The organism is Corallococcus interemptor (assembly GCF_003668875.1).
GTDB classification, from domain to species: Bacteria; Myxococcota; Myxococcia; order Myxococcales; family Myxococcaceae; genus Corallococcus; species Corallococcus interemptor.
Genome location: NZ_RAWM01000121.1, coordinates 1 through 26,811 on the forward strand (window position 1 = coordinate 1; position 26,811 = coordinate 26,811).

Annotated in this window: 2 protein-coding genes; both read right to left on the reverse strand. The window is 69.6% G+C overall.

The genetic code is table 11. The features are described from left to right. The coding region (locus D7X96_RS30850; RefSeq protein WP_208647409.1) for a hypothetical protein at positions 1-250 on the reverse strand (250 nt) is incomplete at its 3' end. A gap of 386 nt (positions 251-636) precedes the next feature. Further along, positions 637-26,811: a non-ribosomal peptide synthase/polyketide synthase gene (locus D7X96_RS30855; protein WP_121771378.1), complete on the reverse strand. Its 26,175-nt coding sequence runs from the start codon at positions 26,809-26,811 to the stop codon at positions 637-639.

The window sequence follows — 26,811 nt, forward strand, 5'->3', positions numbered from 1 at the left end:
CGTCGAGCGCACCCTCCAGACGCACCGCCATGGGCACGTTGAAGAGGGAGGTCCCAGGCTGCAGCTGATCAATGAACCAGAGGCGCTGCTGGGCGAAGGAGAGGGGCAGGGGCCGGGAGCGGTCCTGCACGGGGATGAGCCCTTGGACGGAGTTGCCGGCGACGGCCTTCTGCGCGGCCACCTTCCTGAGCAATTCGGCGCGCTTCTCTGGCGACAGGTTGGCGATCCGCTTCGACAGCTCGTGGCTCATCTCATGTACTCCGCGCTCGGGGACGCCACTGCGCACGAGCACCACCGGGGTAGCGGCGCTCGCGTGAATCCAGGTCTGCGGGTGGTGCCGAACTGACGCCCTGCGCTGCTCTCCCGGGAGAAGCGCGAGGGTGGGTCAAATTCATTTAAGGGAGATTATTCCGCCAATGATCATCCTGTCATGAGGACGGACCCATCCTTGCCCGAGTGAATTCAGGTATTTGCAGAATTTCTCTGGTTCCCAGAACTTGAGGCGGGAAGGACCTCGGATGTCCTCTGGAGTGAGGCCTGCTCCGTGCGTCTCTTCCCTGATACAGGCCGTGTGACACAGGCCCACCGTCGCGATGATCCACGACGGTGGGCGCCTGATTTCACATCCGCCCTGGATCAGCTCCCCGATGCCTGCTGGGGCGCGATGCCGGACACCCGCGCAAGCGCCTCCCGCAGGCGCTCAACGACAGCCCCGAGGTGCGGGTCCTGCATCAGGGCGTGGTGGCCACCGGGAACCTCGTGCACCTCCAGGCCGCCGAGCACCAGGGACACCCAGCCACGGTGCTTCGGAATCCCGGCGGCGACTCCGCTCGCGCTCAGGAGCAGCGCGGTGCCGTCGTACGGCTGGGGCACGAACTTCTCCTGGGCGAAGAGGTTGGCCCGGAAGACGTTGAAGAGGGCACGCAGCTGGGCCGGGCCAGAGTGCGCATCCAGGATGCGCGCCCGGAGACCTTCCTGGAGCAGCTGCGCCAGCATCGCGCCGTCGTCACCCTGTGCCAGCACTTCGTCAGGAACGGAGAGGGTCTGTCCAAACGCCGTGGCGGTGGCATGGGCGAAGGCGAGCCGTGCGCGTGCTTCGGGAGCCAGGTGCGTGGCGTCCTGGGAGGGCTTCGTCAGTCCGGGCACATAAGCGTCGATGAGGGCGAGCAGGTCCACGGCTTCACCCGCATCGCGCAGGCGGCGAGCCATCTCGTAGGCGACGAGCCCGCCCAGGGACCAGCCACCGAGCTGGTAGGGGCCGTGCGGCTGCACCGTGCGAATGGCGTCGATGTAGAGGTCCGCCATCTCCTCGATGGACTCCGCGACGGGGCCTCCGTCGAGGCCGCGAGACTGGAGGCCATAGACAGGCAGTGACGGCCCCAGCCTGCGCGCCAGCTCCGAGTAGGCAAGGACGTTGCCGCCACCCGGGTGGACGAGGAAGAGGGGCCGCTGGTTGGGCTCGCCGCGCTCCAGCGGGACGAGCGGCGTCCAGGCCTGCGAGTCATCGCGAAGCACCTGGGCGAGCTGCTCGACGGTGGGCTGCTGGAAGAGGACGGAGAGGGGAATCGTCTGGCCCAGCCGCTCGCGCACGACGGCGACCATGCGTACGGCGAGCAGGGAGTGGCCGCCCAACTCGAAGAAGCTGGAGCGGACGCCGACGGAGCGGATGCCGAGGACGTCCTCCCAGATGCGCGCGAGCTGCATTTCGAGCGCGTCGCGTGGCGCGACGAAGTCCCGGGCTTCGATGGCGTGAGCATCGGGTTCGGGCAGGGCCTTGCGGTCCACCTTGCCGTTGGCGTTGAGCGGCAGCGCGTCCAGCACCATGAGCGAGGCGGGCACCATGTACTCCGGCAGCCGCTGCCGCAGGTGGGCCCGCAGCGCCCCCACATCCAGGGCGTGGCCTGCGCGAGCCGTGACGTAACCAATGAGGCGCTTGTCCGAGTCCGCGCCCCTGGCCACCACGACGGCTTCGTTGACACCGGAGACAGCGCGCAGCGTGGCCTCGATTTCCCCCAACTCGATGCGGAAGCCACGCACCTTCACCTGGAAGTCGACGCGGCCCAGGAAGTCGAGCGTGCTGTCCTCCCGCCAGCGTGCCTTGTCGCCCGTGCGGTAGAGCCGTTCGCCCGGAGTGGCCGCGAAGGGATGCGGGACGAAGCGCTCCGCGGTCAGGTCGGGGCGGTTGAGGTAGCCCCAGGCAAGGCCGGGGCCTCCGACGTACACCTCACCCGCGACGCCCACGGGCACCGGGTGCAGGTGCGCGTCGAGCACGTAGACCGTGGAGTTGGTGAGCGGCCGGCCGATGGGAATGGCGCCTTCCACCACCGTGTCGCGGCGCAGGGTGTACGTCGCGGAGAACGTCGTGTTCTCCGTGGGGCCGTAGCCGTTGAGGAACGTGGCGCCTTCCGGCAGGCGAGCAAGGTGCTCACGTACGCGGGCAGCAGGCAGCACGTCGCCACCGGCGAGGACCTGGCGGACACCCGCGAGGGCTTCACCCTGGTGCAGGGCCATCTGCTCGAAGAGTGCGGCGGTGAGCCAGAGCGACGTCACGCGGTGGTGACGCAGCTGCGCGGCCAGTTCCTCCAGCGAAAGCGAATGGGGAGGCGCGAGGACGAGCTTCGCGCCGTGCAGCAGCGCGCCCCAGATTTCGAGCGTGGACGCGTCGAAGGCGACAGGGGCCGCCTGGAGCCAGACTTCGTCAGGCCCGAAGCGCATGAAGGAGCTGCCGAGCACCAGGCGGGTGATGCCCCGGTGGGGCACGCAGACGCCCTTGGGACGGCCCGTGGAGCCCGAGGTGAACATGACGTAGGCCAGCGCTTCACCGTCCACGTAGATGTCCGGCGCATGCGTGGGCAGTGCGGCAATCTCAGCGGACTGCGCATCCAGCCAGACGCGTGTGCCGGAAGCAGGCAGCAGTGAAGCGAAGGGCTGGTGCGTAAGCGTCACGCTGACGTCCGCGTCCTCCAGGAGTGCGGCGATGCGCTCCACAGGGGCATTGCGGTCGACGGGGACGAAGGCTGCGCCCACCTTGAGGATGGCGAGCAGGGCCGTTACCAGCTCGAAGGAGCGTTCGACGGCAAGGCCCACGCGTGCACCCGGGACGATGCCCAGGCCGCGCAGGTGATGGGCCAGTTGGTTCGCACGGGCTTCGAGCTGCGCATACGTCAGCGTCACTTCGCCCAGTACCAGGGCCACTGCGTCGGGCGTGCGCTGGGCCTGCTGGGTGAAGTGCACGTGGACGGGGATGTCCGTGGGGCTGACAGCGGCCGTGTCATTCCACTCCACCAGGATGCGCTGACGTTCCACTCCCGTGAGCAACGGCACTTCCGCCACGGGCTGCTCGGGCTTGGCGGCCACGGCCTCCAGCAGCGTGCGCAGGTGGCCCGCCATCCGCTCCACGGTGCTCTGCTTGAAGAGGGCGGTGCTGTACTCCAACGTGCCGTGCAGGCCATCGGGCGTCTCCGTGAAGAAGACGCTCACGTCGAACTTCGACGTCGAGTGGGTGGCCTCCAGCCTCCGCAGCCGGAGGTCCGTCAACCGCACGTCCTCCGTGGGCACGTTCTGGAGCGCGAGCAGCGTCTGGAAGAGCGGCGTGCGGCTGAGGCTTCGCGTGGGCTGCAGGGCCTCCACCAGCTTCTCGAAGGGCACCTCCTGGTGCTCATAGGCCTCCAGCACCGTGGCGCGCACCTGCTGGAGCAACGCACGGAAGGACTGATCCGCATCCACCTTCGCGCGCAGGACGAGCGTGTTGACGAAGAAGCCGATGAGGCCTTCGGTCTCCGCGCGCGTGCGGCCCGCGATGGGCGAGCCCACGCTGAGGTCCTGCTGTCCCGTGTAGCGAGCAAGCAACCCCTGCCAGGCCGCGAGCAGCACCATGAAGAGCGAGCCGCCTTCCTGGTGTGCCAGTCCACGCAGGGCTTCCGTCAACTCACGCGACAGCGTGAAGCCCAGGGTCGCGCCCGCGGTGCTCCGGATGGCTGGTCGGGGGAAGTCGGTGGGCAGCTCCAGCACGGCCGGAGCGCCAGAGAGCTTCGCCTCCCAGTAGGCCATCTCCTGCCGCAGCGTCTCACCCGAAAGCGTGCGGCGCTGCCAGTCGGCGTAGTCCGCGTACTGCACCGGCAGCGCGGGCAGTGGTGACGGCTGTCCGGCGGCGAAGGCCTCGTAGAGGGCCGAGACTTCACGCACCAGCACGCCCAGAGACCAGCCGTCGGAGACGACGTGGTGCATTGTGACGACGAGGACGTGCTCGCGCCCGGAGAGCTTGAAGAGCAGCGTGCGCAGGAGCGGCCCGGTGCGCAAATCGAAGGGCCGGCGCATCTCCGCTTCCACGCGGACCCGCGTCTCGGGCTCGCGCTGGGGCTCGGGAAGGTCCGAGAGGTCCACGAGGGCCAGGGGCTGGTGGCTGTCGGGATGGATGATCTGGACCGGTGCTCCCTCCACCTGCGCGAAGGTGGTGCGCAGGGCTTCGTGCCGGCGCACGACTTCCTGCAGGGCGTGCTCCAGCACGTCGGCGCGCAGGTGGCCCTCCAGCCGGACGGCGACGGGCATGTTGTAGAGCGCGCTGCCCGGCTCCAGTTGGTCGATGAGCCACAGCCGCTGCTGGGCGAAGGACAGCGGCAGGGGTCCGTCATGGGAGACACGTGTGATCCGCGCCGTGCTCGTGCGGGTGAGCCCCGCCAGACGCGCCGCGAGGGCTTCCACGGTGGGGGCCTCAAAGAGCGCGCGCAGGGGCAGTTCCACGCTGAACGCGGCACGCACTCGCGAGACCACCTGGGTCGCCAGCAGCGAGTGACCGCCCAGATCGAAGAAGGAATCCTTCATGCCGACCTGCGGCACGCGCAGAACGGCTGCCCAGATGGCCGCGAGCTGCTCCTCAGTGGGATTCCGCGGCGCGACGTAGGTGGAGGCGGCTGCACCGCTCTGGGGCACGGGGAGCGCCTTGCGGTCCACCTTGCCGTTGGTGTTGAGCGGCAGGGCTTCCAGCACCAGGAAGGCGGCGGGCACCATGTACTCGGGCAGGTGCTGCTTGAGGAATGCACGCAGCTCGGTGGTGTCCAGGGGCGCTCCCGCCTCGGGGACGGCGTAGGCGACGAGTCGCTTGTCACCGGGCACGTCCTCGCGAGCCAGCACGACGGCCTGATGCACGGCAGGGTGCTTCAGCAGGCAGGACTCGATTTCACCCAGCTCGATGCGGAAGCCGCGCACCTTCACCTGGAAGTCCGCACGGCCCAGGTAGTCGAGCATCCCGTCCGCACGCCAGCGCACCACGTCGCCCGTGCGGTAGAGGCGGGCTCCGGGCGTGGAGGAGAAGGCATCCGGGATGAAGCGGTCTGCGGTCAGCTCCGGCCGGTTGAGGTAGCCACGAGCGACGCCTTCGCCGCCGATGAAGAGCTCACCGGCGACGCCCACGGGCACCGGGCGCAGCGTGCGGTCCAGCACGTAGACGCGCACGTTGGGCAGGGGCCGGCCGATGGTGGGAGTGGGGGAGGCGTCGAAAGCGCAGGCAGTGGCGTCGACGGTGCACTCGGTGGGGCCGTAGACGTTGAAGACGCGCGGACGCGGGGCCTGGGCCAGGTGGCGCCAGGTGGCCGGGTCCACCGCTTCGCCGCCCACGAGGACGCGGCGGGGGATGGACTGGCGCTCCAAGAGGCCTTCATCCACCAGCAGGCGCAGGTGCGCGGGCGAGCAGTCGAGGACGTCCAACTCATCCTGGCCGATGCGATTCACCAGCTCGGCCACGTCAGCGCGGGCTTCGTCAGGGACGATGCAAAGCGTGTGGCCATCGAGCACCTGGATGAGCTGCTTGACGGAGGCGTCGAAGGAGAGCGGCGCGTTGACGCTGACGCGCTCTCCCGGCTGGGCATCCGCGTGCACGGTGGCGGCGAGGGCGACGCGCAGGTTCAGCACGGAACGGTGCTGAATCATCACGCCCTTGGGACGGCCGGTGCTGCCCGAGGTGTAGATGATGTACGCCAGGTGCTCTGGGGTGACGGACGTCACCGGAGCGTCCTGGGACTCAAGGTCCGCAGTGTCGGAGTCCAGGCAGAGGGTGTGCGCGGAGTGAGGCGGCAGCGAGTCGCGCAGCCGCTGCTGGGTCAGGACGACCGGCGCACCGGTGTCCTGGAGGACGTGGGCCAGCCACTCACGCGGGTAGCTGGGGTCGATGGGGACGTAGGCACCACCGGCCTTGAGTGCGCCGAGGATGCCCACGAGGGCTTCGACGGAACGCTCCACGCAGAGCACCACGCGTATGTCAGGGCCCACGCCCAGCTTCACCAAACGGTGAGCAAGCTGATTGGCGCGAACCTCCAGCTCACGGAAGGAGAGGCGTTCATCGCGGCAGATGACGGCGAGCGCGTCAGGCGTGCGCAGGGCCTGGGCACTGAAGGCCTCGTGGAGGCAGAGGTCTCGCGGGAACTCCGCGTTGGGCCCATTCCAGTCCACGAGAAGCTGCTGCCGCTCCGGAGCGGTAAGCAGCGGCAGGCTGGCGAGAGTTGCCTCAGGCTTCGCGGCGATGGCCTCCAGCAACACTCCGAGGTGGCCCACCATGCGTTGCATGGTCGAAGCGTCGAAGAGATCCGTGGCGTACGTCAGCGTTCCGACGAAGCCCTGAGGCGAATCCTGCATCGTCAGCGTCAGGTCGAACTTGGAGGACCGCGTGTCCACCGGGACGCTCTGGAAGGACAGCCCCGGCAGTCGGAGCGCATCCATGGGTGCGTTCTGCAGGGAGAACATCACCTGGAAGAGCGCGCTGCGGCTCAGGTCTCGCGCGGGCTGGAGGATCTCCACCAGCTTCTCGAACGGCACATGCTGGTGCTCGTAGGCCGCGAGTGTCGTGGCCCTCATCTGGGCGAGCAGCTGGCGGAACGAATCCTGCGGCTCCAGCCGGGCGCGCAACACCAGCGTGTTGACGAAGAAGCCGATGAGGCCTTCGGTCTCCGCCTGCGTGCGTCCCGCGATGGGCGTGCCCACGCTGATGTCGTCCTGGCCGGAGTAGCGGGACAGCAGCGTCTGCCAGGCCGCGAGCAGCACCATGAAGGGCGTGGCGCCTTCACGCTGGGCCAGGGCCTTGAGTGCCTGGGAGACCTCCGGAGAGACGCGCACGTCCACCAGGGCACCCTGGCGGGACTGCATGGGCGGGCGAGGACGATCCGTGGGCAGGTCCAGCGCGGACGGAGCCCCCTCCAGCTGCTGCTTCCAATAGCCCAGCTGCTTGTCCAGGGCCTCCCCCTGGAGCCAGCCTCGCTGCCACACGGCGAAGTCCGCGTACTGCACGGGCAGCGGAGGGAGGACGGGCGCGCGGCCGGTGCTGAAGGCTTCGTAGAAGGCCGCCACCTCTCGGACGAGCACGCCCATGGACCAGCCGTCGGAGACGATGTGGTGCATCGTCACCAGCAACAGGTGCGAGTCCTGCCCCAGGCGCAGCAGCGTGCTGCGCAGCAGCGGGCCCGTGGTGAGGTGGAAGGGGCGCCGGGCCTCCGTGTCCGCCACTCGCCGGGCTTCCTCCTCACGGTGCGACTCGGGGAGGGTCGTCAGGTCGATGACGGGCAGCTCCCAACCGGAGGGAGGCTGGATGCATTGTGACGGTTCTTCGTGCTCGGCGGAGAGCGTGGTGCGCAGCGATTCGTGACGGTCCACCAACGCCTCGAAGGCGTGGCGCAAGGACTCCACGTCCAGCTGGCCCGTCAGCCGCAGGGCCGTGGGGATGTTGTACGAGATGTCACCCGGCTGGAGTTGATCCAACAGCCAGAGGCGCTGCTGGGCGAACGACAGCGGAAGGCTGCCTTCGCGCGGCGAGGGCCGCAGCGGCGGTGCCCCAAGCGCAACGGACCGAGCCCCCGCGAGCTTCGGTGCGAGCCCTTCCACGGTGGGAGCCTCAAAGAGGGCTCGCAGCGGCAGCTCGACCGCGAACGCAGCCCGCACGCGCGAGACAACCTGCGTGGCCAGCAGCGAGTGGCCGCCCAGGGCGAAGAAGTCATCCCGGATGCCCACGCGCTCCACGCGCAGCACTTCCGCGAAGAGCGCGGCCAGCTGTGCCTCGGTGTCGTTCCGAGGCGCGATGAAGTCGGACGAACGCGCGAGGTTCCCTGGCTCCGGCAAGGCCTTGCGGTCCACCTTGCCGTTGGAGTTGAGGGGCAGGGCGTCCAGCACGACCACCGCGGCGGGCACCATGTACTCGGGAAGGCCCTGGCGCAGATGGGCCTTGAGGGCTTCCACCTCCAGCGAGGCTTCGGCCTTGGGCGTGACGTAGGCGACGAGGCGCTTGTCAGCGGCCTCGCCCTTCGCGACGACGACAGCGTCCTTGAGGCCCGGTGCACGGCGGAGCGCGGCTTCGACTTCACCCAGCTCGATGCGGAAGCCGCGCACCTTCACCTGGAAGTCGATGCGGCCGAGGTACTCCAGCCGACCGTCCTTGCGGTACCGGACGCGGTCACCGGTGCGGTACATGCGGCCGCCCGGAGGACCGTAGGGCTCCGGCACGAAGCGCTCCGCCGTGAGTTCCGGGCGAAGCAGGTAGCCGCGAGCCTGGCCTTCACCGGCGAGGTACAGCTCACCTGCCACGCCGACAGGCACGGGCTGGAGTGAAGCATCCAGCACGTACGCGCGCGTGGCGGGCAGGGGACGACCAATGAGGGGCACCTCATCGCGGCCAACCAGAGACGCCGTGGAGTAGGTGGTGTCCTCGGAGGGCCCGTAGAGGTTGTAGAGCTTCTGCACCGAGGGGACGGCGTAGACCTGCTTGGCCAACGTCTCCGGCAGGGCTTCACCCGCGAGGTTGATGACACGCACGGAGGGCGGCACCGCGTTCAGGCGCAGCAACTGCGCCATGGCGGAGGGCACCGTGTTGACGAGGGTGACGAGAGAAGCCGTCGGCAGCTCCGCCAGGTGCAGGGCGTTCTTCGCCACGACCACCGCGCCACCGCTGCTCAACGGGGCGAAGAGCTCGAAGACGGAGAGGTCGAAATTGAGGCTCGTCGCGGCGAGCGTGCCCTTCAGTTCCTCGGCGGTGAACGTCTCCAATGCCCAGTGGAGGAACGACACGGCGTTGCCATGAGAGATGGCGACGCCCTTGGGCCGGCCGGTGCTGCCGGACGTGTAGATGAGGTAGGCGAGGTGGCCCGGGTGGATGGCGACCGCGGGCTTCGTCACGGGCTGCGTAGCCAGCTCCTCGTCCGAGTCCAGGCACACGGGTGTCGAAGACGTTTCGGGCAGCGCGGAGAGCAGGTGCGAATGGGCGACGAGGGCGGGGCCCTGCGCGTCCTCCAGCAGCCAGCCCAGACGCTCACGCGGGTAGCTGGGGTCCAGCGGCACGTAGGCGCCACCGGCCTTGAGGATGCCGAGGGCTCCGATGACAAGGTCCTCGGTGCGCTCGACGCACAGGCCGACGCGGACTTCGGGCCCAACGCCCAGGCCACGCAGACGGTGCGCGAGCTGGTTCGCCTTCGCGTCCAGCTCCCGGTACGTCAGCTGGCGCTCGGGCGTGATGACGGCCAATGCATCCGGCGTGCGGTGCACCTGGGCCTCCACCATCGCGGGGATGCTGGGGACCTGCGTCAGCTGTGAAGCCGGAGGATTCCATTCGACGAGCAGTTGCCGACGCTCGGGCTCCGTGAGCAAAGGCAGATCACCCAGCCGCGTGTCCGGCTTCTTCGCGATGGCCTCCAGCAACACGCCGAAGTGCCCGGCCATGCGCTGAACCGTCGCCGCATCGAACAGGTCCGTCGCGTACTCCATCGTGCCGACGAAGCCATCCCTGCCTTCGCGCAGTCCCAGCGAAAGGTCGAACTTCGCGAAGTGGGTCTCCAGCGGCAGGGCCTGGAAGGACAGGCCAGGCAGACGCAGCGCCTCGTTGGGCGTGTTCTGCAGGACGAACATGGCCTGGAAGAGCGGACTGCGGCTCAGGTCGCGCGCGGGCTGCACGGCTTCGACGAGCTTCTCGAAGGGCAGGTGCTGGTGCTCGAAAGCCGCGAACGTCGTGCCGCGCACCTGGGTCAGCAGTTCCCGGAACGTGGCCCGAGGGTTCAGCCGGGCGCGCAGCACGAGCGTGTTGACGAAGAAGCCGATGAGGCCTTCGGTCTCCGCCTGGGTACGGCCCGCGATGGGCGTGCCCACGCTGATGTCGTCCTGTGCCGAGTAGCGCGACAGCAGCAGCTGGAATGCCGCCAGCAGCGTCATGAAGGGTGTCGCGCCTTCACGCTGCGCCAGGGCCTTGAGCGCTTCGGAAACCTGCGCGGGGATGTGCAGGTCCAGCGTGGCGCCACGGTTTGATTGCACAGGCGGACGCGGACGGTCCGTGGGCAGCTCCAGTGCCGCGGGCGCTCCGGACAGCTGCTGCTTCCAGAAGTGGATCTGCGCCTCCAGCGCTTCCCCCTGGAGCCAGTCACGCTGCCACGTCGCGAAGTCCGCGTACTGCACGGGCAGCGGTGCGAAGGCCGGCGTGCTGCCCGTGGCGAAGGACTCGTAGAAGGCCACCATTTCGCGGACGAGGACGCCCATGGACCAACCGTCGGAGACGATGTGGTGCATCGTCACCAGCAGCAGGTGGGAGTCCTCGGCCAACCGCGCCAGCGTGGTGCGGAGCAGCGGGCCCCTGGCGAGGTCGAATGGCCGACGCGCTTCCTCGTTGGCCAGACGTCGCGCTTCTTCTTCCCGCAGTGCCTCCGGCAGGGTGGAGAGGTCCACGAGCGGCAGCGTCCATCCACTGGCTGCATGGATGGTCTGGATGGGCTGGTCCTGGTGCGAATGGAAGGTAGTGCGCAGGGCTTCGTGACGCTGGACGAGCGCTTCGAAGGCACGGCACAGGGCCTCCGTGTCCAGGTGTCCGGAGAGCTGGAGCGCGGTGGGGATGTTGTACGACGCGTCACCGGGCTGGAGTTGGTCCAACAGCCACAGCCGCTGCTGGGCGAAGGACAGGGGCCGAGGGCCGTCATGCGTGACGCGAGTGAGCTTCGGGGCCTGGGAGCTCGCGCTGCCGTGCAGCCGCGTGGCAAGCGCCTCCACCGTGGGGGACTCGAAGAGCGCGCGGAGGGGCAGTTCGACGTTGAACTCGGCGCGCACGCGAGAGACGACCTGCGTGGCCAGCAGGGAGTGGCCCCCTAGCTCGAAGAAGGAGTCCTTCACGCCCACCTGGGGCAGATGGAGGACTTCGGCCCAGATGGAGGCCAGCTTCGCTTCGGCTTCCGTGCGAGGTGCTTCGTAGCTGGTGCCCGACTGCTGAGCCTCCGGCTCCGGTAGGGCCTTGCGGTCCACCTTGCCGTTGGCGTTGAGGGGCAGCGCGTCCAGCACTACCAGTGCCGACGGCACCATGTACTCGGGCAGGTTCTTGCGGAGGTGGACCTTGAGCGCGTCCGCGTCCAGCGAGTGGCCCGCGTGCACGGTGACGTAGCCGATGAGACGCTTGTCCGCGTCCGAGCCCCGGGCCACCACGACGGCTTCGTTGACGCCGGAGGCGGAGCGCAGCGCGGCTTCGATTTCACCCAGCTCAATGCGGAAGCCACGCACCTTCACCTGGAAGTCGACGCGGCCCAGGAAGTCGAGCGTGCCGTCCATCTTCCAGCGTGCCTTGTCACCGGTGCGGTAGAGCCGTTCGCCCGGAGTGGAGGCGAAGGGATGAGGGACGAAGCGCTCCGCGGTCAGGTCAGGACGATTCAGGTAGCCCCAGGCAAGGCCCTGGCCGCCGACGTACACCTCGCCCGCGACGCCTACGGGCACCGGTCGCAGGTGCACGTCGAGCACATAGCCGGTGGAGTTGGTGAGCGGTCGACCGATGGGAATGGCGCCTTCCACCACCGAATCGCGGTGCATGGCGAAGGTGGTGGAGAAGGTGGTGTTCTCCGTGGGGCCATAGCCATTGAGGAAGCTGGCTCCTTCCGGCAGGCGAGCAAGGTGCTCACGCACGCGGGGGGCGGGCAGCACATCGCCACCGGCGAGGACCTGGCGCACCCCTGCGAGGGCTTCACCCTGGTGCAGGGCCATCTGCTCGAAGAGTGCGGCGGTGAGCCACAGCGACGTCACGCGGTGGTGACGCAGCTGTGCGGCCAGTTCCTCCAGCGAGAGCGAATGGGGAGGCGCGAGGACGAGCGTCGCGCCGTGCAGCAGCGCACCCCAGATTTCGAGGGTGGACGCGTCGAAGGCGACAGGGGCTGCCTGGAGCCAGACTTCGTCAGGCCCGAAGCGCATGAAGGAGCTGCCGAGCACCAGGCGGGTGATGCCTCGGTGGGGCACGCAGACGCCCTTGGGGCGGCCCGTGGAGCCCGAGGTGAACATGACGTAGGCCAGCGCTTCACCGTCCACGCGGATGTTGGGTGCGTGGGTGGGCAGCGCAGCGATGACGTCACGCTGCGCGTCCAGCCAGACGCGAGTGCCAGCTGCGGGTAGCAGTGAGGCAAAGGGCTGGTGCGTGACGATGAAGTGGACGCCCGCGTCCTCCAGCAGTGCGGCGATGCGCTCCACGGGAGCGTTGCGGTCCACGGGGACGAATGCCGCGCCCACTTTGAGGATGGCGAGCAGGGCCGTCACCAACTCGAAGGAGCGCTCGACGGCGAGGCCCACGCGTGCACCCGGAACGATGCCCAGGCCACGCAGATGGTGAGCCAGTTGATTCGCGCGTGCGTCCAGCTGCGCATACGTCAGCGAAGCCTCACCGAGGACGAGGGCGATGGCGTCCGGTGCGCGCTGGGCCTGCCGGGCGAAGTGGACGTGGACAGGGATGTCCGTGGGGCTGACGGCAGTCGTGTCATTCCAGTCCACGAGGACGCGCTGGCGCTCCTCGCTGGAGAGGAGCGCCAGTTCCGCGACGGGCTGCTCGGGCTTCGTGGCCACGGCATCCAGCAGCGTGCGCAGGTGGCCCGCCATCCGCTCGATGGTGCTCCGCTCGAAGAGGGCAGTGCTGTACTCCATCCATCCGGTGAAGCCCTGGGGTGAGTCCTGCAACGTCAGGGTGAGGTCGAACTTGGCGGAGTGGCCCTCGGCGACGGCCGGCCGGAAGGTGAGGCCCGGCACTCGCAGCGCCTCTCCAGGTGCGTTCTGCAGGACGAACATCACCTGGAAGAGAGGGCTGCGGCTCGTGTCCCGCACGGGCTGGAGGGCTTCCACCAGCTTCTCGAAGGGCACGTGCTGGTGCTCGTAGGCCGCGAGCGTCGAGCCACGTACCCGGGCAAGCAGCTGGCGGAAGGAGTCCTCTGGCGTCACGCGCGCACGTAGCACGAGCGTATTGACGAAGAAGCCGATGAGGCCTTCGGTCTCCGCCTGGGTACGGCCGGCGATGGGCGAGCCCACGGTGACGTCGTCCTGGCCCGAGTAGCGGGACAGCAGCGTCTGCCAGGCAGCCAGCAGCACCATGAAGGGCGTGGCGCCTTCACGCTGGGCCAGGGCCTTGAGCGCGTCGGACGTCGCCTGCGGAATCCTCACGGAGAGGGTTGCGCCCGCGTGGGACTGGATGGCCGGGCGGGGGAAGTCGGTGGGCAGCTCCAGCGCGGCCGGAGCCCCCTGAAGCTGCTCCTTCCAGTAGCCCAGTTGCGCGTCCAGCGTCTCACCCTGGAGCCAGTTGCGTTGCCACGCCGCGAAGTCCGTGTACTGCACCGGCAGCGGAGGCAGCGTGGGCGTCTGGCCCGTGGAGAAGGCCTCGTAGAAGGCCACCAGCTCCCGGACGAGGACGCCCATGGACCAGCCGTCGGAGACGATGTGGTGCATCGTCACGAGCAACAGGTGCTCTTCTTCCGCCAGCCGAACGAGGGCGGTGCGCAGCAGCGGGCCATTCCGCAAGTCGAAGGGCTGACGCGCATCCGCTTCGACCTTCCGCTGGGCTTCGGCTTCGCGCTTCGCTTCAGGCAGCGTGGAGAGGTCGATGAGCGGCAACGCCCACGTGCCGGGCGCGTGGATGTGCTGGGCGGCCTGGCCCTGGCTCTCACGGAAGGTGGTGCGAAGGGCGTCGTGGCGGGCCACCAGCGCTTCGAAGGCGCGGCGCAGGGACTCCTCGTCCAGCCGGCCCGTCAGCCGGAGCGCGGTGGGGATGTTGTAGGACGCATCGCCCGGGGTGAGCTGGTCCAGGAACCAGAGGCGCTGCTGGGCGAAGGAGAGGGGCTGTGGGCCGTCCGCCTGGGTCCGGGTGAGCGGAGGTAGCTGGAGGCTTGGATCCTGGGCCTGGAGGCGCTCCGCGAGCGCGGACACGGTGGGCGCTTCGAAGAGGGCCCTCAGCGGCAGCTCCACGCGGAAGGTGGAACGCACACGCGAGACGAGCTGAGTGGCCAGCAGCGAATGGCCACCCAACGCGAAGAAGTCGTCGTGGATGCCCACGCGCTCCACGCGCAGCACCTGCGTGAAGAGGGCCGCAAGCTGCTCCTCGGTGGGAGTGCTCGGCGCGACGTAGGTGGAGGCGGCTGCGCCGCCCTGGGGCGCGGGGAGCGCCTTGCGGTCCACCTTGCCGTTGGTGTTGAGCGGCAGGGCCTCCAGCACGAGGAAGGCGGAGGGCACCATGTACTCAGGCAGGTGCTGCTTGAGGAATGCACGCAGCTCGGCAGTGTCCAGCGACGCCCCCGCCTCGGGGACGGCGTAGGCGACGAGTCGCTTGTCACCGGGCACGTCCTCGCGGGCGAGGACGACGGCCTGATGCACGGCAGGGTGCTTCAACAGGCAGGACTCGATTTCACCCAGCTCGATGCGGAAGCCGCGGACCTTCACCTGGAAGTCCGCACGGCCCAGGTAGTCGAGCATGCCGTCGGCACGCCAGCGCACCACGTCGCCGGTGCGGTAGAGGCGGGCACCCGGAGTGGAGGAGAAGGCGTCCGGGATGAAGCGGTCCGCCGTCAGCTCCGGCCGGTTGAGGTAGCCGCGAGCGATGCCTTCACCGCCAATGAAGAGTTCCCCAGCGACACCCACGGGCACCGGGCGCAGCGTGCGGTCCAGCACGTAGACGCGCACGTTGGGCAGGGGCCGGCCAATGGTGGGAGTGGGGGAGGCATCGAAAGCGCAGGCAGTGGCGTCGACGGTGCACTCGGTAGGGCCGTAGACGTTGAAGACGCGTGGACGCGGGGCCTGGGCCAGGTGGCGCCAGGTGGCCGGGTCCACGGCCTCACCACCCACGAGGACGCGGCGGGGGATGGACTGGCGCTCCAGCAGGCCTTCATCCACCAGCAAGCGCAGGTGCGCGGGCGAGCAGTCGAGAACGTCCAACGCGTCGTGGCCGATGCGATTCACCAGCTCGGCCACGTCGGCGCGGGCTTCGTCGGGGACGATGCAAAGCGTGTGGCCATCGAGCACCTGGATGAGTTGCTTGACGGAGGCGTCAAAGGAGAGCGGTGCGTTGACGCTGAAGCGCTCTCCCGGCTGGGCATCCGCGTGCACGGTGGAGGCAAGCGCGACGCGCAGGTTCAGCACGGAGCGGTGCTGAATCATCACGCCCTTGGGACGGCCGGTGCTGCCCGAGGTGTAGATGATGTACGCCAGGTGCTCTGGGGTGACGGACGTCACCGGAGCGTCCTGGGCCTCAAGGTCCGTAGTGTCGGAGTCCAGGCAGAGGGTGTGCGCGGAGTGCGGAGGCAGTGAGTCGCGCAGACGCTGCTGGGTGAGCACCACCGGAGCACTGGTGTCCTGAAGGACGTGGGCCAGCCACTCACGCGGGTAGCTGGGGTCGATGGGGACGTAGGCACCACCGGCCTTGAGTGCGCCGAGGATGCCCACGAGGGCTTCGACGGAGCGCTCCACGCACAGCACCACGCGCACGTCGGGGCCGACGCCCAGCTTCACCAAGCGGTGAGCAAGCTGATTGGCGCGAACCTCCAGCTCACGGAAGGTGAGGCGTTCATCGCGGCAGATGACGGCGAGCGCGTCAGGCGTGCGAAGGGCCTGGGCGCTGAAGGCCTCATGGAGGCAGAGGTCTCGCGGGAACTCCGCGTTGGGCCCATTCCAATCCACGAGCAACTGTTGCCGCTCCGGAGCCGTAAGCAGCGGCAGGCTGGCGAGAGTTGCCTCAGGCTTCGCGGCGATGGCCTCCAGCAACACGCCCAGATGCCCAACCATGCGCTGCATGGTCGAAGCGTCGAAGAGATCCGTGGCGTACGTCAACGTTCCGACGAAGCCCTGAGGCGAATCCTGCATCGTCAGCGTCAGGTCGAACTTCGCCGAGTTCGATTCGAGCGGAAGCTGCTCGAAGGACAAGCCCTGCACGCGCAGCGCCTCCATGGGCGTGTTCTGCAGGGAGAACATCGCCTGGAAGAGCGCGCTGCGGCTCAGGTCGCGCACGAGCTGGAGGACTTCCACCAGCTTCTCGAAGGGCACGTGCTGGTGCTCGTAGGCCGCGAGCGTCGTACCGCGCACCTGGGCCAGTAGTTCGCGGAACGTCGCACTGGGGGCCACGTGCGTGCGCAGGACCAGGGTGTTGATGAAGAAGCCGATGAGGCCTTCGGTCTCCGCCTGGGTGCGGCCCGCGATCGGCGAACCCACGTTGATGTCGTCCTGGCCCGAGTACCGGGACAGAAGCAGCTGCCACGCGGCGAGCAGCAGCATGAAGGGCGTGGCGCCCTCGCGCTGGGCCAGGGCCTTGAGAGCTTGCGAGACCTCCGGAGGCAGGCGCACGTCCACCGCGGCGCCTCGGTGCGACTGCACGGGCGGGCGCGGGCGGTCCGTGGGCAGGTCCAGTGCGGAGGGCGCACCCGCGAGCTTTTCCTTCCAGTAGGCGAGCTGGGCCTCCAGCGTTTCGCCCTGGAGCCATGCCTGCTGCCAGACGGAGAAGTCCGCGTACTGCACGGGCAGCGGCGCGAGAGCGGGCACCTGCCCCGCATGGAATGCCGCGTACAGCGCGGTCAGCTCCCGGACGAGGACGCCCATGGACCAGCCGTCGGAGACGATGTGATGCATCGTCACCAGCAGCAGGTGCTCCGCGTCTCCCAGGCGCACCAGGGACGTGCGGAGGAGCGGGCCTGTTTCCAGGTCGAAGGGCCGACGGGCCTCCAGGTTCGCGAGGCGACGCGCCTCTTCATCCCGTTGCTTCTCCGGCAGTGAGGAAACATCGAGCAGGGGCAGCGCCCACTGCGCTGGCGCATGAATGTGCTGAGCGGGCTGGCCCTGATGCTGGAAGAAGGTGGTGCGCAGCGTCTCATGCCGCGCGACCAGGGTTTCGAAGGCGCGGCGCAGGGACTCGATGTCCACATGGCCCTTCAGGCGAAGGGCGGCGGGGATGTTGTACGCGGCGCTGCCGGGCTGGAGCTGATCCAACAGCCACAGCCGCTGCTGCGCGAAGGACAGGGGCGGCGGGCCTTCATGGGTGGCGCGGGTGAGCGGCGGCAGTCGCGGGCTGGAGGTGGCGGTGCGCAGGCGCTCGGCGAGGGCAGCGACGGTGGGCGCTTCGAAGAGGGCGCGCAGGGGCAGCTCTGTGTCGAAGGCGGCGCGGATGCGAGAGACGAGCTGGGTGGCCAGCAGCGAGTGGCCACCGAGCGAGAAGAAGTCGTCGTGGACGCTCACGCGCTCGCGGCGCAGGACCTGGGCGAAGGCGTCGGCGAGCTTCTCTTCTGTGGCGTCACGAGGCGCGACGAAGTCCGCGAGAGGCGAAGCGTCGGGGACGGGCAGGGCCTTCCTGTCCACCTTGCCGTTGGACGTCAGTGGCAGCGCGTCCAGTGAGACGAAGGCGGCGGGCACCATGTACTCGGGCAGCCGCTCCTTGAGGAAGGCGCGCACCGCGGTGGTGTCCAGCTCCTGGCCCTGAGTGGGCACGAGGTACGCGACGAGCCGCTTGTCGCCGGGGACATCCTCACGGGCAAGGACGACGGCCTCATGCACGGAAGCATGCGCGAGGAGCGAGGCTTCGATTTCGCCCAGCTCGATGCGGAAGCCGCGCACCTTCACCTGGAAGTCGAGCCGCTGGAGGTAGTCCAGCTGGCCGTCGGCGCGCCAGCGCACGACGTCACCGGTGCGGTAGAGGCGGGCACCCGGGGTGGAAGAGAAGGGGTTCGGGATGAAGCGCTCGGCCGTCAGGGCAGGCTGGCCAAGGTAGCCCCAGGCGAGGCCTTCGCTGGCGAGGAAGAGCTCACCCGGGACACCCACGGGCACCGGCTGCAAGTGGGCGTCGAGGACGTACGTACGGGTGTTGTCGATGGGGCGGCCGATGGGAGGCCGCGTGCTGTCGTCGCGCAGGACGGGGGTGAAGGTGGCGACGACGGTGCTCTCGGTGGGCCCGTAGTGGTTGAAAAGGGCCACGGGTACCGAAGGAGGCGGGCCGTGGTGGAGGGCGTCGCCACCCGTGAGCAGGGCACGCAGGGCGATGGGCCGAGGCCACTCCTCACGCAACACAGCCTCGGCCAGGGGCGTCGGCATGAAGCAGGTGGTGATGGCTTCGCGGGCCAGCCACTGAAGCAACTGCGAGGGCTCGGCACGCACGGTGTCGGGCGGGACGACGAGGCTGGCGCCGGAGGCCAGCGAGGGCCACACCTCCCAGGTGGAAGCGTCGAAGGCGACGCCGGCGGTGAGGGCGGTGGAGTCCCGAGGTGTCAGCGAGTAGGTGCGCTGGTGCCAGGAGATGAGGTTCATCAACGCGCGGTGGTGGACGGCGACGCCCTTGGGGCGGCCGGTGCTACCGGACGTGTAGATGACGTAGGCCAAATCCTCTGGCCCTACGGACGCCACCGGGAGTGGCTGCATGTGGGCCGCGGACTCCACCTCCAGCGGGAGGACGCGCGCGGAGAGAGAAGGCAGCGAAGCACGAAGGTGTTGCTGGGTGAGGAGGACGGAGGCGCCGGAGTCCTCCAGCATGAAGGCCAGACGCTCCGGCGGGACACCGGGCGCGATGGGGACGTAGGCCGCACCCATCTTGAGGACGGCCAGCAGGCCCGCCACCAACTCCGGCGAGCGCTCCGCGAGGACTGCGACGCGGTCGCCACGGGAGACGTGCAACTGGACGGCGAGGCCGTGAGCCCAGGCGTCAAGGTCAGCGTAGGTGACGCTTCGCTCGCCCATGCGCACGGCGATGGCGTTGGGCGTGCGTCGGGCGTGCTCGGCGACGACGTGGTGGATGCAGGTGTCGCGCGGGAAGGCGGTATCCGTCTCGTTCCACTCGACGAGAAGCCTCTGCCGCTCTTCGGCCGTCATCACCTCCAGCGTGGAGACACGCGCGTCGGGCTGGGCGGCAAGAGAGGAGAGAAGGACGCCGAAGTGGCCCATGAGGCGCTGAACGGTGGAGGCGTCGAAGAGGTCGGTGCTGTACTCGAGGAAGCCGGTGAGACCCTGAGGCACCTCGAAGAGGGTGAGGGCCAAATCGAAGCGGGAGGAGTTGCCCTCCAGGGGGATGGGCTGGAAGGCCATGCCCGGCACGCGCAGCGCCTCGGCGGGGGCGTTCTGCAGGACGAGCATCACCTGGAAGAGGGGACTGCGGCTCAAGTCGCGCGAGGGCTGGAGGACCTCCACCAGCTTCTCGAAGGGCACGTGCTGGTGCTCATAGGCCGCGAGGGTGGTGGCCTTCACCTGGGAGAGCAGCTGGCGGAAGGACTCCTCCGGGCGCACGTGGGCGCGCAGGACGAGCGTGTTGACGAAGAAGCCGATGAGGCCTTCGGCTTCCGCGTGGGTGCGGCCGGCAATTGGTGAACCCACGCTGATGTCGTCCTGGCCGGAGTAGCGAGACAGCAGCAGCTGCCAGGCCGCGAGCAGGAGCATGAAGGGTGTGGCGCCCTCGCGCTGGGCGAGGCTGCGCAGTGAGTCCATCAGCTCCACGGGGATGGTGACAGGCACGGTGGCACCGCGCCGGGACTGCACGGCCGGACGTGGACGGTCCGTGGGCAGCTCCAGTGCGGCGGGGGCTCCGGTCAGCTGCCGCTTCCAGTAGCCGAGCTGCGACTCCAGCGTCTCGCCCTGCAACCACTGGCGCTGCCAGAGCGCGAAGTCCGCGTACTGCACCGGCAGCGGCGCGAGCGAAGGCTCTCGGCCCGCGGTGAAGGTGGCGTAACTCGTGGCCAGCTCCTTCACGAGCACACCCATGGACCAGCCGTCGGAGACGATGTGGTGCATCGTCACGAGGAGGACGTGCGTCTCCCCGGTCAACTTCAGGAGGGCCGTGCGCAGCAGCGGACCGTGGACGAGGTGGAAGGGCTGCCGGGCCTCCCGTGTCGCAAGCCGCAGCGTCTCCGCCTCACGAGCGGATTCGTCCAGGCCGGACAGATCCGCCACGGGGAGCGCCCAGGAGGCCGGTGCATGGATGCGCTGGAAGGGCTGGCCCCCCTCTTCGAAGAAGGTGGTGCGCAGCGCTTCGTGCCGCACGACCAAGGCTTCGAAGGCACGACGCAAGGACTCCACGTCCAGCCGCCCCAGGAGGCGCAGCGCGACGGGGAGGTTGTACGACGCGTCGTCCGGCGCCAACTGATCCAGGAACCACAGGCGCTGCTGTGCGAAGGAGAGGGGCTGCGGACCGTCGGTGCGCGTGCGTGTCAGCGGCGGCAGTCGCGTACCCGTGGAGGCGCGCTGCAACTTCCCGGCGAGTGTCGCGATGGTGGGCGCCTCGAAGAGGGCGCGGAGGGGGAGTTCCACGTCGAAAGCGGCGCGCACGCGGGCCACCAACTGGGTCGCGAGCAGCGAGTGTCCGCCCAGTTCAAAGAAGTTGTCCGTGCGGCCCACGGTGGGGACGCGCAGCACTTCGCTCCACAGGGCCGCGAGCTTTTCCTCCAGCGGCGTTGCCGGAGCCTCGTACGCGTGTGAGGCCCGGAGCAGGCCCGCGTCCGGAGCGGGCAGGGCCTTGCGGTCCACCTTGCCGTTGGACGTCAGCGGCAGCGCCTCCATGGGGACGAAGGCGGCGGGCACCATGTACTCGGGCAGGTGCTGCTTGAGGTGGGCACGCAGGGCCGTCACGTCGAGAGCGTCCCCCACGATGTACGCCACGAGACGCTTGTCGCCCGGCGAATCCTCGCGGGCGAGCACGACAGCGTCCTTCACGGCGGGGGCAGCCCGCAGGGCGTTCTCGACTTCGCCCAACTCGATGCGGAAGCCGCGCACCTTCACCTGGGCGTCGATACGGCCGACGAAGTCCAGTTGGCCATCCGCGCGCCAGCGCACCACGTCGCCCGTGCGGTAGAGGCGAGCCCCTTCTTCTCCGGAGAAGGCATCTGGCACGAAGCGCTCGGCGGTGAGGCCTGGCCGTCCGGCATACCCGCGCGCGACACCGACTCCGCCAATGTGCAGCTCACCGCGCACGCCCACCGGCACCGGCTGCCCGTGCGGGTCCAACACGTAGACGCGCACGTTCGCCAGCGGCTTGCCGATGGAGGGTACGCCGTTGCCCGCCACGACATCGCCCAGCGTCGCGATGACGGTGGCTTCAGTGGGGCCGTAGGTGTTGATCAGCCTCCGCCCCGGAGCCCACCGCGCGACGACATCCGCGGGCAGGGCCTCACCGCCGGAGATGACGGTGCGCACCTTCGGCAGCCCTTCAGAGGACGTGGCCGCCAGCGCTGCGGGAGTGAGGCTGACGACGCTCAACTCCTGCTCACGCAGCAGCACGGGCAGCGGCGCGCCCGGCATCAACTTCTCCAGCGGCGCGAGCACCAGCGTGGCGCCGTTGCAGAGCGTGGTGAAAATCTCCTCCACCGACAGGTCGAAGCTGAGGCTGGCGAACTGAAGCACGCGGCTGCCAGGGCCGATGCCGTACGCCACCGCTTCGTGGGTGACGAGGTTGGCGACGCTGCGGTGCTCCACCGCCGTGCCCTTGGGCGTGCCCGTGCTGCCCGACGTGTACAGCAGGTACGCCATGTTCGCGGGCGTCACGCCCGTCACGGGCGCATCCGTCGGTTCCGTGGCGAGCTCAGCGCGCTCCGTATCCAGGCAGAGCGCGCGTGCATGCAGTGCTTCCGGGAAACGGTCCACCAGCGGCTGCTGGGTGACGAGCACCTGGGCCGCACTGTCCTCCAGCATGAAGGCCAGGCGCTCGCGGGGCAGCAGTGGATCCACCGGCACCCAGGCGCCACCAGCCTTCAGGATGCCAAGCAGGCCGATGGCGATATCCAGGGAGCGCTCGACGCTGAGCGCCACGCGGACTTCGGGCCCAACCCCGCGACGGCGCAGGGCATGAGCGAGCTGATTGGCGCGCGCATCCAGCTGCGCATACGTCAGCTGCGTCCCTTCGAAGACCGCGGCCAGCGCCTCGGGTGCACTCCGCACCTGCGCCTCGAAGAGCGAATGCACGCAGGACTCGGGGAACGGAGCGCGCGTGGCGTTCCAGTCCACCAGCACCTGCTGGCGCTCCTCCCCCGCGAGCAGCTGCATCGATGACACGCGGTGCTCCGGATGGGCGACGAAGCCCTCCACGAGCAACCTCAGGTGCCGCAGCATCCTCGTGACGGTCGACCTGTCGAACAGGTCGGTGTCGTACTCCAGTTCGCCCGTGAAGCCCTTCTCCGTCCGCGACAGCGAGAGCGTGAGGTCGAACTTCGCGGAGGCGCCCATGCGCTCCTCGACCTGCACCTTCACTCCCGCGAGCGAGAGGTCCACCTCCGGGATGTTCTGCATGAGGAACAGCACGTTGAACAACGGCGACGCGCGCAGGTCGCGCATCGGCTGGAGTTCCTCGAACGGCACGTACTGGTTCGCCAGCACCCCCAACGTGGTGGTGCGCACGCGGCCCAGCAGCTCCCGCACGGTGGGCTCGCCGCCCATCCGGGTGCGCAGCACCAGCGTGTTGATGAAGAACCCGAGCAGTCCCTCCAGCTGCGCGTCATTCCGGCCCGCCACCGAGGAGCCGATGCTCACGTCGTCCTGACCGGAGTAGCGGCCAATCAACACCTGGAGCGCGCCGAGCAGGAACATGAAGGGCGTGATGCCCTCGCGCACGCACAGGGCCTCCACGGCCCGCGTCAGCTCCAGCGGGAACGCGACCTGCAGCAGGGCGCCGGGATGCGCCTCGCGGAGGCCTCGCGGACGGTCCGTGGGCAGCTCCAGCACGGACGGCATGCCTTCAAGCTGCTGGCGCCACCAGCCGAGCTGACGCTCCTTCTCCTCTCCCGACAGCCACTCGCGCTGCCACACCGCGAAGTCCGCGTACTGGAAGGGCAGCGCGGGCAGGACGGGCTGCGTCCCCGCCACCAGGGCCCGGTAGGCCTCCGACAGCTCCCGCATCAGGATGCTCATGGACCAGCCGTCGAAGACGGCGTGGTGGAGGGTCAGCAGCAGCAGGTGCTCCTGCGCATCCAGCACCAGCGCCGACACGCGCAGGAGCGGCCCCACCTCCAGGTTGAACGGCAGCCGCACCTCCAGCTCCGAGCGGCGCTTCACCTCCGCGTCGCGCTGCTCCGGCGAAAGGGCGCGCAGGTCCACCACCGGCAGCACCAGCGGCTCGGGCGGCGCGATGACCTGCTCGGGCGCGCCGGTGCCGGGCCGCAGCGTGGTGCGCAGCGACTCGTGCCGGTGCACCACCAGCTCCAGGGCCAGGCGCAGGGCCTCCAGGTTCAGCGCCCCGGTCAGCCGCAGCGAGAACGGCATGTTGTACGCGGCCGAGCCCGGGTCCAGCTGATCCAGCACCCAGAGGCGCTGCTGCGCGAAGGACGCGGGCAGGTTCCGGGTGCGCGGCACCGGCACCACCGGAGGCGGACCGGCGAAGCGCGGGTCCTGCGCCGAGGCCGAGATGCGCGCCGCCAGGTCCGCCACCGTGGGGGACTCGAACAACGCCTGCAGGGGCAGGTCCACCTGGTACGCCGTGCGCAACCGCGACGTCAGCCGCGTGGCCAGCAGCGAGTGCCCTCCCAGCTCGAAGAAGCTGTCGGTGGCGCCCACCCGCTGCACGTGGAGGAGCGACGCGTAGAGCTCCGCGACCTGCGCCTCCATCGGCGTGCGGGGCGCGACGAACTCGCGCGCGGCTTCGGTGGACACGGTCGGCGCGGGCAGGGCCTTGCGGTCCACCTTGCCGTTGGGCGTCAGCGGCATCGCGTCCAGCACGACCAGCGCGGACGGCACCATGTACTCGGGCAGCCGCTCCTTCAGGAGCGCGCGCAGGGACTGCGACTCCAGCGTCTGGCCGGGACGGGCCACCACGTAGCCCACGAGGCGCGCGTCGGCCCCGGCGCCGCGCACCACCACGGCGGCGTCGCGCACGCCCGGCGCCTGGCTCAGCACCGCTTCAATCTCTCCCAGCTCGATGCGGTAGCCGCGCAGCTTCACCTGGTTGTCGACGCGGTTGAGGTACTCCAGCACGCCATCCGCGGCCCACCGCACGCGGTCGCCCGTGCGGTACACGCGCAGGCCCGGCACGCCGCCGTACGCGTCCGGGATGAAGCGGTCCGCTGTCTGGTCCGGCCGGTGGAGGTAGCCCCGCGTGACGCCCTCGCCGCCGATGAACAGCTCGCCCGGCACGCCGCGCGGCACCGGGTTCAGCCCGCTGTCCAGCACGTACACCTGCGTGCCGGAGATGGGCCGGCCAATGGGCACGCTGCCCGAGCCCGGCGCCACCGCGTGCGTGGTGGACCACACCGTCGTCTCCGTGGGGCCGTACACGTTCCACAGCACCCGGCAGCGCTGGATGAGCGACTCGGCCAGCTCGCGCGGCAGGGCCTCGCCGCCGGTGAGCGCCGTCAGCCCCGGTCCCCGCCAGTCCGTCTCCAGCAGGAGCCGCCAGGTGCTGGGCGTGGCCTGGAGCACCGTGGCCCCGCACTGCCGAAGCAGCCCCGCCAGCCGCGAGCCGTCCACCGCGATGTCCCGCGACGCGATGACGACCTGCCCGCCCACCGACAGCGGCAGGAACAGCTCCAGCACCGCGATGTCGAACGACAGCGTGGTGACGGCCACCAGCACGTCCTTCGAGGACAGGCCCGTCGTCTCACGCAGCGCCGCCAGGAAGCGCGCCACCGCGCCGTGCGGCACCTGCACGCCCTTGGGACGCCCGGTGCTGCCGGAGGTGAAGAGCACGTAGGCCACGGCCTCCGGGGGCGCCGCGTCGCGCAGTGGCGAACCGTCCTCGGCCGCGATGGCCTCCGCGTCCCCGTCCAGCAGCACCACCCGCGCCGAGTGCGGCGGCAGGATGGACTCCAGCGAGCGCTGCGACACCAGCACCGGCATCCCGCTGGCTTCCACCATGTACGCCAGGCGGTCCGTGGGGAACGCCGGGTCGAGCGGCACGTAGGTGCCCCCGGCCTTCAGCACGGCGAGCACCGCCACCAGCATGTCGAGCGAGCGCTCCACGCACAGGCCCACGCGCACTTCCGTGCCCACGCCCAGCCGGCGCAGGTGGCGCGCCAGCCGCGAGGCCCGGGCCTCCAGCTGCGCGTACGTGAGCGACTGGCCTCCGAAGGTGACAGCGACCGCGTCCGGCGTGAGGTCCACCTGCGCTTCGAAGGCGCCGTGCTGCGTGCTCCACGGCAGCGGCGCGGGGCGGGGCGGCTGCCAGGCGAGGAGCACCTCGTGGCGCTCGGCGTCGGTGAGCAGCGGCAGGCGGGAGACGGCTTCGTGGGGCCGGCGGACGGCGCCCTCCAGGAGCACGCGCAGGTGCTCCGCCATGCGCGCCATCGTGGACGGGGCGAAGAGGTCGGCGTCGTATTCGAGGAAGCCCTTGAGCCCGGCCTCCGTCTCCAGCACCTGGAGCATCAGGTCGAACTTCGATGTGAGCGTGTCCAGCTCCAGGGCCTCCAGCTTCACGCCCTCCACGGACGCCGCGCCGCGGAAGGAGGCCTGGAGCGTGAGCATCACCTGGAAGAACGGCGTGCGCCCCTGGGTGCGCTCCGGACGCAGCTCCTCCACCAGCCGCTCGAAGGGGAACTCCTGGTGCTCATGGGCCGCGAGCACCGTCTCGCGCACCTGGAGCAGCAGCGCGCGGAAGGACGCCGTGGGCTCCACCTGCGTGCGCAACACCACCGTGTTGACGAACAGGCCGATGAGGCCTTCCACCTCCCCGCGCGTGCGGCCCGCCACCGGCGAGCCCACCGTCACGTCCTCCTGCCCCGCGTAGCGCGACAGCAGCACCTGCCAGCCCGTCAGGAGGACCATGAAGAGCGAGGCGCCCTCCTGCTGCGCCAGGGCCTTGAGCGCGTCCGTCAGCCCTCGCGACAGCAGCAGCTCATGCCGCGCGCCCCGGCCGCTGCGGGCCGCGGGACGCGGGAAGTCGGTGGGAAGCTCCAACGCGGAGGGCACTCCGGCCAGCTGCCGCTTCCAGTAATCGAGCTGCTTCTCCAGCCGGGGGCCCTGCATCCACTCGCGCTGCCAGACGCCGAAGTCCGCGTACTGCACGCCCAGCGGAGGCAGGGGCGCCGCTTGTCCCCGCGCGAGCGCTCCGTAGAGCAGCGCTACCTCGCGCACCAGCAGCGTCATGGACCAGCCGTCCGAGACGATGTGGTGCACCACCACGACGAGCAGGTGCTCCGCCGGCGCGGCCGTCAGCAGCAGTGCCCGCAGCAGCGGGCCCTTGGCCAGGTCGAAGGGCTGCGCAGCGGCTTCGCGCGCCAGACGCCACGCCTCCTCCGGCGGCGAGTCCGTGAGGTCCTTGCGCTCCAACGCGAGCACCGGCTCGGGAGACACCACCTGCACGGGGCCGGAGGCGTCCTCGCGGAACGTGGTGCGCAGCACTTCATGACGGCGCACCACTTCGCGCAGCGCGCGCTCCAGCACGGCCACGTCGAGCGTGCCCTCCAGACGCACCGCCATGGGCACGTTGTAGAGGGAGGTCCCGGGTTGCAGCTGATCAATGAACCAGAGGCGCTGCTGGGCGAAGGAGAGGGGCAGGGGCCGGGAGCGGTCCTGCACGGGGATGAGCCCTTGGACGGAGTTGCCGGCGACGGCCTTCTGCGCGGCCATCTTCTTGAGCAGCTCGGCGCGCTTCTCCGGTGAGAGGTTCGCGATCCGCTTCGACAGCTCCTGGCTCAT

Bases quoted from the DNA above. Each gene is read 5' to 3' on its own strand.
- D7X96_RS30855 (WP_121771378.1), bottom strand. From the start codon at position 26,811: ATGAGCCAGGAGCTGTCGAAGCGGATCGCGAACCTCTCACCGGAGAAG.